This is a genomic window from Kaustia mangrovi (assembly GCF_015482775.1).
GTDB classification, from domain to species: domain Bacteria; phylum Pseudomonadota; class Alphaproteobacteria; order Rhizobiales; family Im1; genus Kaustia; species Kaustia mangrovi.
Genome location: NZ_CP058214.1, coordinates 1495902 through 1512853 on the forward strand (window position 1 = coordinate 1495902; position 16952 = coordinate 1512853).

Sequence of the window (16952 nt, forward strand, 5' to 3'; positions counted from 1 at the left end):
CTCACCCCGCCGCTTCCGTCTCCGGCCCGTCGCCGCCGGTCCCGGCCTGCCGCCCGCCCCTCAGCGCCATGTAGATCGCCGGGATCACCAGAACGGTGAGCGCGGTGGAGGAGGCCAGCCCGAACAGGAGCGAGATGGCGAGCCCCTGGAAGATCGGATCGGCAAGGATCACCGCCGCGCCGATCATGGCGGCGAGCGCCGTCAGCAGGATCGGCTTGAAGCGGATCGCCCCGGCCTCCAGCAGCACGTCGAGGAGCGGCCGGTCGGGGTTGCCCACATGGCGGATGAAGTCGGCCAGCAGGATGGAGTTGCGCACGATGATGCCGGCGAGCGCGATGAAGCCGATCATGGAGGTCGCGGTGAACGGCGCGTCGAACAGCCAGTGGCCGAGCATGATGCCGATCAAGGTCAGCGGGATCGGTGTCAGGATCACCAGAGGCAGCTTGAAGGAACCGAACTGGGCGACGACCAGGATGTAGATGCCGAGGATCGCCACCATGAAGGCCGCCCCCATGTCGCGGAAGGTGACCCAGGTGACCTCCCACTCCCCGTCCCACAGGAGCGTCGGATGCGTCTCGTCCTCCGGCTGGCCGTGCAGCGCGATGACCGGTTTCGGCACGTCGCCCCAGTCGGCCTTCGCGATGGCGTCGGAGACGGCGAGCATGCCGTAGACCGGCGCCTCGTATTCGCCGGCGAGCTCGGCCATGACCATGTCGGTCGCCCGGCCATTGTGGCGGAAGATCAGATAGGAGGCGGGCTCGCGCGCCACGGTCACGACATCGCCGAGCTCGACCACGCTGCGGTCTCCCGGCAGCGCGTTGGCGGGAACGGGGGTCGCCAGCGTGCGCTCGTCCACCACCTTGCGGCCCTTGGAGAGCGCGATGCGGATCGGGATCGGATGGCGCCCGCCGCCGCGATGGGAGTAGCCGACGGTCTGGCCGCCATAGAAGGCGCCGATCGTGTCATACACGTCGCCCTGCTCGACCCGGTAATATTCCAGATTGTCCTGGTCGATGGCGATGCGCACGCGCTCCGCCGGCGAACCGAAGGAATCGTCGACATCGACGATGAACGGCACCTCCTCGAAGATCTCGCGCACCTTGCGCGCCACCGCGCGCCGCGTCTCCGGATCGGGGCCGTAGATCTCCGCGAGCAGCGTCGCCAGGACGGGCGGGCCGGGCGGCGGTTCCACCACCCGGGTCACCGTGCCGTCGGGCAGGTCGAGATCCGCGATCCGCGCGCGAATGTCCAGCGCGATCTCGTGGCTCGTGCGGTCGCGCTCGCCCTTGGGCAGGAGATTGACCTGCACGTCGCCGAGCTCGGGCGAGGAGCGCAGATAGTAATGGCGCACCAGCCCGTTGAAATTGAACGGCGAGGCGGTGCCCGCATAGGTCTCGTAGGAGACGGCCTCCGGCAGCGTCTCGAGCCGGTCGACGACGCGCTGGAGCGCGCGGTCAGTGTCCTCCACCGCCGATCCTTCCGGCAGGTCGACCATGACCTTGAGCTCCGTCTTGTTGTCGAAGGGCAGGAGCTTGACGGTGACATGCTCGGTATAGAACAGCGACAGGGAGGCAAGCGTCGCCACGCCGACGACCGCAAGCAGGATCCAGGACCGCAGGGGCGTCGCGATCAGCGGGCGCGCGACGGCGACATAGAAGCGCCCCAGGCGCCCGCCGCCTTCGCCATGCGCGCCGTCTCCGCCCTCATCACCCGCATGCCCCGCGACGAATTTCATCATGAGCCACGGGGTCACGATCACCGCGACGAAGAAGGAGAACACCATGGCGGCCGAGGCATTGGCCGGGATCGGCGCCATATAGGGGCCCATCAGCCCGGAGACGAACAGCATGGGCAGGAGCGCGGCGATCACGGTGAGGGTCGCCACGATGGTCGGATTGCCGACCTCCGCCACCGCCTCGATGGCCGCCCTCGCCCGCGGCCGGCCGTCCTTCATGGCCCAGTGGCGCGCAATGTTCTCGATCACCACAATGGCGTCGTCGACGAGAATGCCGATGGAGAAGATCAGCGCGAACAGGCTCACCCGGTTGATGGTGTAGCCCATGAGCTTGGCCGCGAACAGCGTAAGCAGGATGGTCGTCGGGATGACGACGAGCGTCACCAGCGCCTCGCGCCAGCCGATGGCGATGGCGATCAGCACGACGATGGAGACCGTGGCGAGCGCCAGATGGAACAGGAGCTCGTTGGCCTTCTCGTTCGCGGACTCGCCATAGTCCCGCGTGACCGTCATCTCCACGTCCTCGGGGAAGATCTGGCCGCGCACCTGTTCCAGCCGCTCGATGATGGCATCGGCAATGACGACGGCATTGGTGCCGGGCCGCTTGGCGATGGCGAGCGAGACGGCCGGCACGCGCTCAAGCCCTCCGTCGGTCTTGCGCACCTCGCGCACCAGCGTCTCGTTGGGGTCCGTCGCGAGCACGATATCGGCGACGTCGCGGACATAGACAGGCCGCCCGTCGCGCGCGGTGACCAGGAGGTTGCCGATCTCCGACATGGTCTGCAGCGTCTGGCCGGCGACGAGCGTGTGCTGGCCGCCCTCCTCGCGCACGCGGCCCGCCTGGAAGGACCGGTTCGCGCCGGCGACCTTGGCGGAGAGCTGGTTCAGCGTGATGCCGTAGAGCGACAGCGTCTCCGGGTCGGGCTCGACGCGGATCTCCTCCGGCTGCTGGCCGACAATGTAGGTGAGGCCGATATCGGGGAGCTTGGCGACCTCCACCTGGAGTTCGCGGGCGAGCCGGGTGAGGCCGTTCTCCGTCCACAGATCCGCCGCGTCCGGCTCCGGCGCGAGGGTGACCACCACGATGGCCACGTCGTCGATGCCGCGCCCGACGATGAGCGGTTCGGGAATGCCGACCGGGATGCGGTCCATATTGGCGCGGATCTTCTCGTGCACCCTCAGGATCGCGGCGTCAGAGCTCGTGCCGACGAGGAAGCGCGCCGTCACCAGAACGCCGTCGTCCTGGGTCTGGGAATAGACGTGCTCCACGCCGTCTATGCTCTTCACGATGGTCTCGAGCGGCTCGGTGACGAGCTTGACCGCGTCCTCCGCCTTCAGCCCGTTGGCCTCCACATGGATGTCGACCATGGGCACCGAGATCTGCGGCTCCTCCTCGCGCGCCAGCGTCACGAGGGCGACGAGGCCGAGCGCGAGCGAGGCCAGCAGGAACAGCGGCGTCAACGGCGAGGCGATGAAGGCCTGTGTCAGGCGGCCGGCGATCCCGAGCTTCATGGCAGAACGACCCGGTCGCCGTCGCGCAGCCCGGTCAGGACCTCGACCCGCGGGCCGTCCGCATCCTCGAAGCGCTCGCCGAGAATGACGGCGACGTCGCTTTCGCCCTCCGGCGTCGCGAGGCGCACATAGTCGATGCCGTGGCGCGTGCTGACCGCCTCGGGCGGCACCGCGAGGACCGTGCGCCGGGCCACGGGGATGCGCACCAGCGTGCGCTCGTTCACGAAATAGTCGCCGAGCCCGCCGACCTCGACATCCGCGATGACGCGCCCGTCGGCGATTTCGGGATAGACCTTGACGACCCGGCCGGTGCGCTGGTCCGCCTCCTCGCCGGCATCGGCGGGGGTGAGGCCGCGCCGGCCGATGGACACGCTGTCGCCCTCCACGATCTCGGAGGCGTGGCGTTCGGGCAGCGACAGGCGCAGATAGTAGTGGCCGCTCGCGATGCGCGCGACGGTCTCGCCGGCGAGCACCACCGAGCCCGGCGTCACGGGAACGGTGAGGACGCGGCCTGTCTCCGGCGCCAGCACCTCGCCCTCCTTGGCGCGCTGCTCGATGACCGCCTTCTCCGACTTGGAGGCGGCGACCTGGTTGACGACCACGTCATAGGCGGTCTTGGCCTGGTCGAGCCGGCTCTGGGTGGCGTATCCGCCCTCGATCAGCCGCTGGGCGCGGTCGAGCTCGGCGCGGGCGTTCTCCAGTTCCGAATTGAGCGCCTCGATGCGCGCCTGGGCGGCGTTGAGCTCCAGCGCGATCTTGTCGTCGACGACCAGCGCGACCGGCTCGCCCTTCTCCACCTCGCTGCCCTCGGTGACGTGGATCTCGCGCACCGTGCCGCCGATACGCGCCCGCGCCGGCACGACGGTGCGGCTTTCCACCTGGCCGAAGACGGCCTTCGTTTCGGCGATCTCGGTCGCGTGGACGGTAAAGTCCTCCGCCGCCGCCGGCGACGCGGCGAGGAGTGCCGCGCTGAGTGCCGCGATGAGCGCCAGGCCCCGCAGATGCTGCCCCTGTCGCATTCGGCCCCCCGAGCCTATTCGAAGGCGACGCCGGGCTTGAAGCCCAGCGCCTTGAACAGCCGGGCGGCCGGGCAGAAACCGGTGACGGAGGCCTGCATCATGTTCGCCCCGACAAAGGCGGTCAGCAGGAACCAGTAGGGCGACACGAAGAGCCCCAGCGCCAGGGATATGAGCACCATGATCCCGGCAAACATCAAGACTGCGCGATCGATCGTCATTTCCTTCTCCCTTGGCTCGCCCGGGGCGCGGGGGACCGTCCTAGTCCGCCGGCTCGGTGTGGATCTCCTTGAGCTTCCTGATGCCCAGCATGTCGAGGACGAGATTCTCGTAGAAGGTCTCGCTCTGGCCCTGCCGGACCTTGCGCAGGAAGTATTTCTCGAAGCCGATCTTGGCGGCATGCACCCAGCGGCCCTGAGAGGACCAGCTCACATTGCGCGGCGGGATCTGCGGCTGGGCCACGAAGGCGATGCCGCCGTCGCCGAAATCGGCCAGGCACACGGCGTTCCAGCTCGCCACCGCGCGCGGCTCCCCGCCGGCGATCAGCGCGGCGATGTTCTCCGCCGCCGCGGTCGCCATGGATTCGATCATGAAGCCCGTCTTGGGCACGCCGACCGGCACCGCCGTCTCGCCGACCGGGGGGATGGCGACGCAGACGCCGATGGCGAAGACGTTCGGGAAGGCCTTGTTGCGCTGATGCTCGTCGATGGTGACGAAGCCGCGCGGATTGACCAGCCCCTCGATGCCGTGGACGGCGGGAACCCCGCGAAAGGCCGGCAGCATCATGGAATAGGCGAAGGGCAGGTCGTGGGTGGCCTTGACCTCGCCGTCGCCGCCGATCTCCTCAACATGCATGGTGCCGTCCTCCACGGAGGCGACCCGCGCATTGGTGATCCACTTGATGTGCTTCTCGCGCAGCGCGCTCTCCAGCAGGCCCTTGGTGTCGCCCACCCCGTCGAGCCCCAGATGGCCGACATAGGGCTCCGGCGTGACGAAGGTCATCGGCACGCGGTCGCGGACCTTCGCGTTGCGCAGCGCGGTCTCCAGGATGAAGGCGAACTCGTAGGCCGGACCGAAGCACGACGCGCCCTGCACGGCGCCGACGACGACCGGCCCCGGCGACCGGACGAGCGCGTCGAAGGCCGTCTTCGCCTCCAGGGCGTGATCCACCTGGCAGACGGAGGTCGTGTGGCCGTCCGGCCCGAGCCCCGGAATCTCGTCGAAGGCGAGGTCCGGCCCGGTCGCGATGACCAGATAGTCGTAGGACAGCGAGCTGCCGTCGTTCAGCTCCAGCCGGTTCTCGTTCGGGTGGACGCGCCTGGCGCCCTCCGGCCTCAGCCGGATGTCGCGGCGGCCGAAGGCGGCGTCGAGGTCGACGGCGATGTCGTCCGGCTCGCGCCAGCCGACGGCCACCCACGGATTGGACGGCACGAAGGAGTAGGTCGACCCCAGCGTCACCACCGTGACCTCGTCCTGCGCGCGCGCCCGCGCCTTCATCTCGTATGCCATGATGACGCCGCCGAGACCGGCGCCCAGTACGACAATATGTGCCACAGCCCTTCCTCCATTCGCATGGTTCTTGTCGGGGTGCCGTCTGGCCGTACCCCTGTATTCTTTCACGCTTCGGCCCTCCTGCGCCTTGATCCGGGTCAATCCCGGGCGAGGGACCGTTATGCTTGCACATAACATTCAAATATTTTAAATTCAATAGTATGAATGTATCGGAAATGATTCCCGCCGCAACGGAGGCGGCCGACTTCCTGCGCAGCCTGTCGCATCCCCAGCGGCTGCTGGTGCTGTGCGCGCTGGGCCAGGAGGAGAAGTCCGTCGCCGAGTTGCGCGACGAGCTCGGCATCGGGCAGGTGCCCATGTCCCAGCAACTGATGCGGCTGCGCGCCGACGGGCTGGTCGAGTCCCGCCGCCAGGGCACGACCGTCTTCTACCGGATCACCCGCCCGGAGGTGCTGACCGTGGTCGACGCGCTGCACGCCGCCTTCTGCAACGGCAAACGCTGAACCTGCCCCGCCCCGTCCCCATGGACGCCGGGCCCGTTCCGTGAGACGCCTTGCGGTGGATCAAGGCGCCGCCGGCGCCCGCCGCCTACACGGGATCGCATGGGCGGCGAATGCGGGGCGGTCTCGCGGGCCCGGGCCCGGGCCCGGACAATCGCGGGGGATGAGCATATGCGGATCGTTGTGGCGCTTGGCGGCAATGCGCTCCTGAAGCGCGGGGAACCCATGACGGCGGACGTCCAGCGCGCCAATGTGCGCCTCGCGGCCGCCGCCCTCGCCGACCTCGCGGCCGACCACGACATCGTGGTCGCCCATGGCAACGGGCCGCAGGTCGGCCTGCTCGCCCTCCAGGCGGCCGCCTATCGCGACGTCGCCCCCTACCCGCTCGACGTGCTGGGCGCGGAGAGCGAGGGCATGATCGGCTATCTGGTCGAACAGGAGCTGATGAACGCCCTGCCGGAGGGCGCCCGCTGCGCGACCCTGCTCACGCAGGTGGAGGTCGACCGCGACGACCCGGCCTTCGGCAACCCCACCAAGCCCATCGGACCGGTCTATGAAGGCGCGGAAGCCGAGCGCGTGCGCGCGCATAGCGGCTGGGCCATGGTGGAGGAGGAGACGGGCCACTGGCGCCGCGTCGTCCCCTCGCCCCTGCCCCGGCGCATCACCCAGCTCGACACGATCCGCCTGCTGGTGGAGGCCGGCATTATCGTCATCTGCGCGGGCGGCGGCGGCATTCCGACGGTGCGCTCCGCCTCCGGCCGCATGGAGGGCGTCGAGGCGGTCATCGACAAGGATCGCGCGTCTGGCCTTCTCGCGCGCGACCTCCGCGCCGACGCCTTCCTCATGCTGACCGATGTGGAGGCAGTGTTCCGCGGCTGGGACACGCCGGACCGGGAGGCGATCCGCACCGCCGCGCCGCGCGAGCTTCGCGCCATGGCCTTCGCGGCGGGCTCCATGGGCCCCAAGGTCGAGGCGGCCTGTGACTTCGTGGAGGCAACGGGTACTATGGCCGGCATCGGGCGGCTTCGGGACGCGCGCGCCATCCTGGAGGGTCGTGCCGGCACGCTGGTCAAGCCCGGCTGAGGCCGGACATCCAGGTGGCCTCCCGACACGGCCCCTCACTGTCCGCCACGCGCAGAAGGACACCGAAATGCCCCGCCCCGGAAGGCCATCGCCCGCATGACACGCCAGGACGCCGACACGCCGCGCGTCGCGCTGTCCGCGCGGGGCCTGACGAAGATCTACCATATGGGGGCGGTCGAGGTTCAGGCCCTGCGCGGCGTCGATGTCGACCTCTATGAGGGCGAGATGGCGATCCTGCTCGGCCCGTCGGGCAGCGGCAAGTCGACCCTGCTCAACATACTGGGCGGCCTCGATATTCCCACCGCCGGGCACGTCCTGTTCCAGGGCCGCGACCTCGCGGAGGGCGGCGAGCGCGCGCTCAACCGCTATCGCCGCGACCATGTCGGCTTCGTGTTCCAGTTCTACAATCTCATCCCGAGCCTGACGGCGCGCGAGAACGTGGCGCTCGTGACCGAGATCGCGCGCGATCCCATGTCGCCGGCCGAGGCGCTGGAGCTCGTCGGCCTCGGCGCCCGGCTCGACCATTTCCCCGCCCAGCTTTCCGGCGGCGAGCAGCAGCGCGTGGCCATCGCGCGCGCCATCGCCAAGCGGCCCGACCTCCTGCTGTGCGACGAGCCGACGGGCGCGCTCGACAGCAAGACCGGCATCCTGGTTCTGGAGGCCATCATGCGGGTCAATCGCGAGCTCGGCACCACGACCGCGCTCATCACGCACAATGCCGTCATCGGCGATATCGCCCACCGCGTGCTGCAGTTCGCCGACGGGCGGATCGTGGAGCAGCGCGTCAACGAAACCCGGCGCGAGCCCGGCGAGCTCGTCTGGTGAGCGCCATGACCGGCCTCGGCATGACCAGCCTCAACCGGAAACTCCTCCGCGAGCTCTGGCGCCTCCGGGCCCAGCTCGTCGCCATCGCGCTCGTCATCGCGTCGGGCGCCGCGCTCCTGATCATGGCGCTGTCCACCATCGAGGCGCTCAAGGAGACGACGGAAGCCTATTACGAGCGCACGCGCTTTGCCGACGTGTTCGCCGAGGTGAAGCGCGCGCCGGAACGGCTGGCCCGCGACATCGCGGAGATCCCGGGCGTCCGGCTCGTGGAGACGCGCATTTCCGAGGGCGCCATCCTCGACATGCCGGACTTCGCGGAGCCGGTGATCGGCCAGGTGATCTCGCTGCCCGGCCACGGGCCGCAGCTCATGAACACGCTCGTCCTGCGCTCCGGCCGGCTCGCCGAGCCCGACCGGCCCGACGAGGTGGTCGTGAGCGAGCCCTTCGCGGAGGCCCACGGGCTCAGGCCCGGCGACAGCTTCTCCGCCATCCTGCGCGGCCGCAAGCGCACGCTCGACGTGGTGGGCACGGCGCTCAGCCCGGAATTCGTCTATGCCATCGCGCCCGGCGGGCTGATGCCGGACGACAAGCGCTTCGGCGTCATGTGGATGGGCCGCGACGCGCTGGCGGCGGCCTTCGACCTGAAGGAAAGCTTCAACAGCGTCACCATCGGCCTGCTGCGCGGCTCGAGCCCCGACGAGGTGATCGCCCGGCTCGACACGCTCATCGCCCCCTATGGCGGCACCGGCGCCTATGCGCGCGCCGACCAGACCTCCAACTGGTTCCTGCAGAACGAGATCACCCAGCAGGAGAACATGGCGAGCCTCCTGCCGACCATCTTCCTCGCCGTCGCCGCCTTCCTGACCAATATGGTGATGGCGCGCCTGATCGAGACGGAGCGCCGCGAGATCGGCCTGCTGAAGGCCTTCGGCTACGGCAACTGGGAGATCGGCTGGCACTACGCCAAGATGGTGCTGGTGATCGGCGGCATCGGCGTCGGCCTCGGCTCGGCGCTCGGCGCCTGGCTCGGCCACTGGAACACCACGCTCTATGCGGAGTTCTACCGCTTCCCCTTCCTGCTCTACAGGCCCGGGCCGACGAGCTTCCTCATCGCCGGGTCGGTGAGCCTCGGCGCCGCGCTCGCCGGCAGCCTGGTCGCCGTGCGCCGGGCGGTCGCGCTGCCCCCGGCGGAGGCCATGCTGCCGCCCGCCCCGCCGGTCTACCGCCAGTCATGGCTCTCGCGCGCGGCCTTCGCGAAACTGCTCGACGAGCCCACGCGCATGATCTTCCGGCGCATCCTGCGCTGGCCGCTACGCGCCTTCATGGCCAGCGCCGGGCTCGCCATGTCCATCGCCGTGCTGATCATGGCGCTGCAATGGCTCGACGCCATAGACAGCCTCGTGGACACCGCCTTCATCCGCAGCCAGCATCAGGACGCCGCCGTCTCGTTCAACGACGTGCAGCCGGTCGTCACCGTGCAGAGCTTCAAGCACCTGCCGGGCGTCATGGCCGCCGAACCCTATCGCAGCGTGTCGGCGCGCTTCCGCCATGGCCATCTCTCCAAGCGGCAGGGCATCATGGGCGTGCCGGCAGGCGCGACGCTGAGCCCCGTCTACGACACCGAGCGCGGCGAGATAGAGGTCCCGCCCGGCGGCCTCACCCTGTCGCGCAAGCTCGCCGAGATCCTGGACGCACATATGGGCGACGAGGTCGAGGTGGAGATCCTGGAGGGCCGGCAGGCCCGGCTCTCCCTGCCGGTCGTTCGGATCTTCGACACCTATATGGGCACACCCGCCTATATGGAGCTTTCGACCCTCAACCGGCTGATGAACGACGGCCGGGTGATCTCCGGCCTCAACATCGCCGTCGACGACGCGCAGCGCCCGGCCCTGTTGCGCGAGCTCAAGGACATTCCCTATGTCGCTTCCATCCTGTTCCGGCAGGCCGCCATCGACACCTTCTACGAGACGATGGGCTCGACCATGTACATCTTCGTCGGCTTCTTCATCGCCTTCGCCACGATCCTGTCCATCGGCGTGACCTACAACTCGGTGCGCATCGCGCTGTCGGAACGCGCGCGCGAGCTCGCCACGCTGCGCGTCCTGGGGTTCAGCCGCTGGGAGATCTCCTACATCCTGCTCGGCGAGATCGGGCTCCTCACCTGGCTCTCCATTCCGCTCGGCTCCGCGACCGGCTTCGGGCTCGCCTGGTATCTCACCAGCGCCTTCGAGACGGAGCTGTTCCGCGTGCCGCTCGTGATCCTCGATGCAACCTATGGCAAGGCGGCGCTGATCGCACTAGCCTCCACCGTGGTCTGCGCCGCCTTCGTGCGCCGCCGGCTCGACCGACTGGACCTCGTCGGGGTCCTGAAGACAAGGGAGTAGGCGAACCATGAGCGTCGCCATGCGCAGGGTTCTGATCTGGGGGGTGCTCGGCGTGGCGCTCGCCGCCGCCATCGCCTATGCCCTGAGGCCGCAGCCGGTCCTCGTCGACCTCGCGACCGCCCGGACGGGGCTCTTGCGCGTCACCGTGGACGACGAGGGCGAAGCGCGGGTGCGCGACGTCTACACGCTCCATGCGCCGGTCGGCGGCTATCTCCAGCGCATCGACGCGGAGGCCGGCGACCCGGTGGAGGCCAACCGCACGGTCCTCGCCCGGATCGAGCCCGCCCCGCCCGCCTTTCTCGACGTGCGCTCGCAGGCCGAACAGCGCGCCGCCATCGAGGCCGCGCGCGCCGCCCGCGACCTCGCCGCCGCCGATCTGGAGCGTGCCGAGGCCGACCTCGCCTTCGCCGCGGCGGAGCTGGAGCGCGCGCAGCGCCTCATCAAGGAGGACAATATCTCCCAGCGCTCGCTCGACGACGCCCAGCGCGCCCAGCGCGTGGCCCATGCCAATCTCGCGACCGCGCGGGCAACGCTGGAGATGCGCGAGCACGAGCTCGCCCGCGCCCGCTCGCGCCTCTTGTCGCGCGAGGAGCTGGAAGCCCGCATCGCCAAGCGCGACGACGATTGCGACTGCGTGACCGTGACCGCGCCCGTGGGCGGCGTGGTCCTCCATGTGGTGCGCGAGAGCGCGGGCGTCATCGAGGCGGGAACGCCGCTGCTGGAAATCGGCGATCCGGGCAATCTGGAGGTGGTGGTGGATCTCCTGTCGGAGGACGCCGTCGGCATCGAGCCCGGCCAGAAGGCCATCATCGCCGGCTGGGGCGGGCCGGATCTCGACGCGACGGTGCGCCGGGTCGAGCCCTTCGGACGCACGGAGGTCTCCGCCCTCGGCATCGAGGAGCAGCGCGTCGACGTCGTGCTGGATTTCACGCCCGCGCGCGAGGCCTGGCGCCGGCTGGGCCACGGCTATCGCGTCGATGTGCGGGTGATCCTGTTCGAGGGCGACGTGCTGCAGGTGCCGCTCGGCGCGCTGTTCCGCGATGGCGAGCAATGGGCGGTCTTCGTCGCCGAGGACGGACAGGCGCGGCTGCGCCCTGTGGAGGTCGGCGCCCGCAACGGGCTGTCCGCGGAGATCCGCGGCGGGCTCGCGGCGGGGGACCGCGTCGTGCTCTATCCGAGCGAGCGGATCGCAGACGGCACGGCAGTGTCCCAGAGATAGGACTTGCCGCGCCGTCCGCTTTCGCCCCCCAGGCGTCGTTACGCGGCCGGCTGAGGCGTCCCGGCGCTGCGGGCCGTGCCCGTACCGGCGACGTCCTCGCACTGGCGCAGGATCGGGCGGGTCAGGCAGGTCGGCCCGCCGGCGCCCTTGCTGCAGATCTCGCTGCCGTCGATAGCGACGACCTCGCAGCCCGCCTCCTCCAGCCGCCGGCGGGTCACGGGATTGCCGTCGATCATCACGCATTTGCGCGGCGCGACGGCGAGCACGTTGCAGCCCATGGAGTCGAACTCCTCGTCGGGCACCTCGACGAGCCCGATGCCGCGCTCCAGAAGAATCTCTCGGAACGGCACGACCATCAGCGGCGAGTAGACGAGCGCCAGATCGCGGTCTATGGGGCTGAGGATCGACATCAGGTGGAACACGTCGCCGGGCCCGCGATAATGCGGCATCGGCACGCGCACGATCTCCGCGGCGTCGCCGAGAAGCGCCCGGAGCTGGCGGATGCCCTCCTCATTGGTGCGATAGCCGCGGCCGACCGCGAGCGTGTGCTCGTCGATCCAGGCCACGTCGCCGCCCTCGATATGGCCCGCCCCGGAGATCGCGCCGCAGACCGGGATGTCGGCTTGCGAAAAGAGCTGCCCCTCCGCCGCGGGCTCGCCCGCCCGTGCCGGCTTGCCCATATTGCAGAGCACCATGCCCTTGGACGTCGCGATCGCGGCGTCGCGCGGATAGAGCGAATCGAGCGTCGTCGTCCCGTCGGCCTCCAGGAAGTCGATCTCCACCTCCGGCGCGAGCTGGCGGATCGCCGCGACGAAGGCGTCATACTGGTCGATGGCGCGCGCCAGGTCGGGCCTGGCCGTATAGCCGAGCGAGCGCCATTCCGCATCGATCTTCGCCTCGCTCACGAACGCGTCGCGCACATGCTTGACGACCAGCCTGGCCAGCGGCCCCGTATCCGATTGAAAGCCGAGAAACATGATCCCTTACCTCCTGTCCTGCGATTGCACGGCCTGGTCCTGCCATTTCAGCCAGACATAGACGGGGATGCCCGCAAACAGCAGCAGCGAGCCCCAGAACACGACATCCTCTCCCGATCCCGCGACCGCCCAGATGGAGTAGAGGAAGGCCAGAACGGCCACGACGCCCGACCCCGCGAACCGCTTGCCGGAGAAGGCCTCGCGGTTCTGGAAGAACAGCATGAGCTCGCCCATGGCGGTGAACATGTAGGGCACGAGCGTCGTCATGGTGGCGAGCAGCAGCGTGAAGTTGAACACGCCGACCAGCCCCTCGCTGTAGCTGGTGGCCATCAGAACGGTCACCAGGATGCTGGAGACGACGAGCCCGAAGACCGGCGTGCCGTTCGCCGACACCCCGCCGAACCGCGCGGGAAACAGCCTGTCCTTGGCGGCGGCGAGCGGGATCTGGCCCTGCAGCAGGATCCATCCGTTGAGCGCGCCGAAGGTGGAAAACAGCGCGCCGATGGCGATGAGCTGGCCGGCGCCGCTGCCCCAGATCGCCCGCGCGGCATCGGCGAAGGGCGCCGTCGAGGCCTGCAGCGTCTCCGGCGGGACGATGCCCATGACGGCCACGGTGCCGAGCACATAGACGACCGTGGCGATCAGCGTGCCGAGGATCGTGGAGCGCGGAATGGTGCGCTCCGGCGCCTCCACGTCGTCGGCCGGGATGCTCGCCGATTCAAGCCCGAGAAAGGCCCACAGGGTCAGCGCGGCGACGGCGTTCACCGCCGAGAAGGCCGACCCGCCCGTGGCGTTGAACGGCAGGAAGTGCGCCGGCTCCAGCCAGAAGATGCCGACGAGCCCGACCGCCAGCAGCGGCAGGATCTTCGCGACGGTCGTCACGAGCTGCACCCAGCCGGCGGCGCGCACGCCGAGACTGTTGATGCCGGTGAGGACCCAGATCGCGGCGACGCCGGTCGCCATGGAGGCGAACGGGCTCGCGGTGACCGCCGGCAGGAACACGCCGAGATAGCCGACAAAGGCCACCGCGATCGCCGCGTTGCCCGCCCAGATCGCGATCCAGTAGCCCCAGGCCATCTGGAAGCCGATGAAATCGCCGAAGGCCATGCGCGAATAGGCGTAGGGGCCGCCGATGCGCGGAAAGACGCGGGAGAGATTGGCGAAGACCAGCGCCAGCATCAGCGCGCCCGCCGCGGTCACCAGCCAGCCCACTATGCTGATCCCGCCGAACGGCGCCAGCGAGGCCGGCAGCAGGAACACGCCGGAGCCGATCATGTTGCCCGCCACCAGCGCGGTCGCCATCCACAGGCCAAGCCCCCTGGCCGGCTTTCGCCCCGCCCGGCCGCCGGCCGCGTCCGTTTCCACCTGTGTCGTCGTTGTCATGTCCCCGGTCCCTCGAAGTGGCGAACCATGGGCGTGCCGCCCCGGGCACGCCGAACCGGACGGCACGCTGGCACAGATGCGCGCGCGCCGATCTGATCTGCATCAATTGGGCGAGACCGCCGCCTTCATATCCTCGCGCCCGCAAGGACGCCTACGGCACAGCACCGCCCCGCGGACCCCCGGCGCGAAACCGGGGCGCCCCGGCGCGTCTCTTCTCCCGATCACAAAGGTGTTGGCAGCGGAAGCTTTGCTGGCTAGCCTTATTCTGGTAACAGGCAAGTTTTTTTTGATATAACACGCGCGAATAACCAGAGCTGACAAGTGAAAGCTCGATTAAAATTGGAGCGATCACCGACCGAGAGTCGCCAAGCTGGGGGACTGTCGCCTGACCGGGGGCACATCCCAAGACTGAAAGCGCCTACACAGTAGAGCGTCAGCGCTCTTCTGTTCAGTTTTACGGGACGACCGAACCATGCTGATCGGGAAGCTTCTCTCGACACGCAAGACCGATGCGCAGCTTCCCGACGAGATCCGGGCCTCGCTGGTCGCGTCGCTGTTCGGCTCGCTCTCCTCGCTGGCAATGGGCGCGGTCGCCTGCTCGATCATCGGGGCGGCGGCCGCGGTCGCCGCCGGGGATCCGTGGATCCTGGCCTGCTCCGTCGCGATCTTCGCCGTCGGCATGGTGCGGGTCGCCTGCGCCCTCGTCTACAAGCGCACGAAGCGCTCCATCGAACCCGGCCCGACGCGGCGATGGGAATTCGTCTACGAGCTCGGCGCGTGGGTATTCTCCAGCCTGCTGGGCCTGCTCTGCGTCCTGACATTGCTGCGGACGGACGACCTCACGCTCCATCTCATGGTGTCGACGACGGCGGCGGGCTATGCCGCCGCGATCGCCGGGCGCAATGCCGGCCGGCCGATCATCGCCGTCGGCCAGCTCGCCCTCACCGCGCTGCCCCTGTCGCTCGCGCTGTTCATCCATGGCGGCCTTGCCTATTACGCGCTCGGCTTCGTCATCCTCCTGTTCGTCTACGGCATGGTGGACATCACGATGAGCATCCGCGAGATCATCCTCCAGGCGCTCACCATGACACGGCGCGAGGCGGCGCTCGCGGCCCGCTTCGAGGAGCAGGCCAACCGCTTCGACATCGCGCTCAACAACATGTCCCACGGCCTGTGCATGTTCGACCCGGAGAACAGGCTGAAGGTGTGGAACGCACGCTTTCTGGAGATGCTCGGACTGGACGGATCGCAGATCCGCGTCGGCGCGAGCGTCGGCACGCTGGTGCGCCACAGCATTCGGGCCGGCAACCATTCCGGCAAGCGGGTGCGCCATATCGTACAGGACCTGGTCCGCACCCTGAGCGAGGAGACCCACGGGCAGGTCTTCCTGACGCTGCATGGCGGGCAGATCATCGCCCTGTCGCGCCGGCTCATGGCCGATGGCGGGGCCGTGGTGATCCTGGAGGACGTGACCGAACGAAAGGCGGCGCAGGAACGCATCTCGCACCTTGCGCATTACGACGAGCTGACCGGCCTCGCCAACCGCAGCCATTTCCGCGAGCGGATCGCGCGGCTTCTGGACCCGGACCGGCTCCGGACCGCACCGTTCGCCCTGCATCTCGTCGATCTCGACCGCTTCAAGTCCATCAACGACACGCTCGGCCATTCCATCGGCGACAAGCTGCTCGTGGAGGTGTCGGAACGGCTGCGCGGCGCGATCGGCTCGGCAGACCTCATCGCGCGCTTCGGCGGCGACGAGTTCGTGGTCCTGCATTGCTCCGCCGACAGCCGCTACACCGCGCGCCAGCTCGCGCGACAGGTGATCGCGGCGATGGAGGAGCCCTTCGAGATCGACGGCCACCGGATCGATATCGCCGCCTCCGTCGGCATCGCGCTGGCCCCGGCGGACGGCAGCAATTCCGACGAGTTGCTCAAGCGGGCCGACATGGCGCTCTATGCCGCCAAGCGCAATGGCGGCGGCAGCCATCGCTTCTTCTCCCCGGAGATGGAGGACAGGGCCCATGCGCGCCGCGCGCTCGAGGTCGACCTGCGCGAGGCGCTGGAAACCGACGGCTTCGAGCTTCACTTCCAGCCGCTGATCGAGCTCGCGACAGGCGAAATCACCACATGCGAGGCGCTACTGCGCTGGCACCATCCAGAGCGCGGTCCCATCCCGCCCTCCGAGTTCATCCCGATTGCGGAGGACACGGGGCTCATCGCCGCGCTCGGCGACTGGGTGCTGCATCGTGCCTGCCAGGAAGCCTCGACATGGCCGAGCAATGTCAGGGTCGCGGTCAACATGTCGCCGGTGCAGTTCCGCGACCGTGCGCTCGGCCGGCGGATATTCTCCGCCCTCACCGAGGCGAGCCTGCCCCCCCACCGCCTCGAGCTGGAAATCACCGAGCGGGTCCTCCTGGAGGAGACCGAGACGACGCTGCACGCCCTGGAGCAGCTCGTCATGACGGGCGCCAATATCTCCCTCGACGATTTCGGAACCGGCTTCTCCTCGCTCAATTATCTGCGCAAGTTCCCGTTCCAGAAGATCAAGATCGACCGCTCCTTCGTCCGCGACATCGGCCATGACCGCGAGGCGCAACTCATCGTGCACGCGATCGCGAGCCTCGGCGCGGACCTGGAGATGATCGTCGTGGCAGAAGGGGTGGAAACCGCCGAGCAGCTCGCCCAGGCCAAGGCGCAGGGCTGCCACGAGGCCCAGGGCTACCTGATCGGCGAGCCCATGCCGGCGGACGCCATTCACGACCGCCTCACCCGGTCCGCATCCCGCCACCGCGAGACCGCCTGAGAC

The 16952-nt window shown here is 69.0% G+C and carries 12 protein-coding genes; 6 read left to right on the top strand and 6 right to left on the bottom strand.

Going from position 1 to position 16952, the window contains the following annotated elements:
- Position 1 precedes the first annotated feature (1 nt).
- The 4 genes from HW532_RS07055 to HW532_RS07070 are packed head-to-tail and all read right to left on the bottom strand — an operon-like array spanning position 2 to position 5817.
- The gene (locus tag HW532_RS07055; protein WP_213163714.1) at positions 2-3247 is read right to left on the bottom strand and encodes an efflux RND transporter permease subunit; all 3246 of its coding nucleotides are present in this window, start codon (positions 3245-3247) and stop codon (positions 2-4) included.
- Positions 3244-4266 carry an efflux RND transporter periplasmic adaptor subunit gene (locus tag HW532_RS07060; RefSeq protein WP_213163715.1) on the bottom strand — a complete coding sequence of 341 codons (1023 nt, stop codon included), beginning with the start codon at positions 4264-4266 and terminating at the stop codon, positions 3244-3246. The genes HW532_RS07055 and HW532_RS07060 overlap by 4 nt, the downstream gene beginning before the upstream one ends.
- A gap of 14 nt (positions 4267-4280) precedes the next feature.
- The gene (locus HW532_RS07065) at positions 4281-4484 is read right to left on the bottom strand and encodes a YgaP family membrane protein (protein WP_213163716.1); all 204 of its coding nucleotides are present in this window, start codon (positions 4482-4484) and stop codon (positions 4281-4283) included.
- A gap of 40 nt (positions 4485-4524) precedes the next feature.
- Positions 4525-5817 carry an NAD(P)/FAD-dependent oxidoreductase gene (locus HW532_RS07070; RefSeq protein WP_213163717.1) on the bottom strand — a complete coding sequence of 431 codons (1293 nt, stop codon included), beginning with the start codon at positions 5815-5817 and terminating at the stop codon, positions 4525-4527.
- A gap of 173 nt (positions 5818-5990) precedes the next feature.
- Here HW532_RS07070 and HW532_RS07075 point away from each other — a divergent pair, with 173 nt between their 5' ends.
- From HW532_RS07075 to HW532_RS07095, 5 genes are all read left to right on the top strand, one after another.
- Positions 5991-6278, top strand: coding sequence for an ArsR/SmtB family transcription factor (locus tag HW532_RS07075; protein ID WP_246479642.1), 288 nt, complete (start codon positions 5991-5993; stop codon positions 6276-6278).
- Positions 6279-6446: 168 nt separating this feature from the next.
- Positions 6447-7358: a carbamate kinase gene (gene arcC, locus HW532_RS07080; RefSeq protein WP_213163719.1), complete on the top strand. Its 912-nt coding sequence runs from the start codon at positions 6447-6449 to the stop codon at positions 7356-7358.
- Between the two features lie 96 nt (positions 7359-7454).
- Positions 7455-8183 (top strand): ABC transporter ATP-binding protein, encoded by a 729-nt coding sequence (locus HW532_RS07085; protein ID WP_213163720.1) that lies wholly within the window; start codon positions 7455-7457, stop codon positions 8181-8183.
- A gap of 5 nt (positions 8184-8188) precedes the next feature.
- A complete protein-coding gene (locus tag HW532_RS07090) occupies positions 8189-10567 on the top strand; it encodes an ABC transporter permease (protein WP_246479944.1) in 2379 nt (792 codons plus the stop codon).
- 7 nt (positions 10568-10574) lie between these two features.
- Positions 10575-11786 (top strand): efflux RND transporter periplasmic adaptor subunit, encoded by a 1212-nt coding sequence (locus HW532_RS07095; RefSeq protein WP_213163721.1) that lies wholly within the window; start codon positions 10575-10577, stop codon positions 11784-11786.
- Positions 11787-11824: 38 nt separating this feature from the next.
- On the opposite strand, the gene HW532_RS07100 is transcribed toward HW532_RS07095, so the two are convergent.
- Positions 11825-12763: a dimethylarginine dimethylaminohydrolase family protein gene (locus HW532_RS07100; protein ID WP_213163722.1), complete on the bottom strand. Its 939-nt coding sequence runs from the start codon at positions 12761-12763 to the stop codon at positions 11825-11827.
- 6 nt (positions 12764-12769) lie between these two features.
- A complete protein-coding gene (locus HW532_RS07105) occupies positions 12770-14146 on the bottom strand; it encodes an amino acid permease (RefSeq protein WP_213163723.1) in 1377 nt (458 codons plus the stop codon).
- 472 nt (positions 14147-14618) lie between these two features.
- On the opposite strand from HW532_RS07105, the gene HW532_RS07110 reads away from it, so the two are divergent.
- The gene (locus HW532_RS07110) at positions 14619-16949 is read left to right on the top strand and encodes a putative bifunctional diguanylate cyclase/phosphodiesterase (protein WP_213163724.1); all 2331 of its coding nucleotides are present in this window, start codon (positions 14619-14621) and stop codon (positions 16947-16949) included.
- Positions 16950-16952 lie beyond the last annotated feature (3 nt).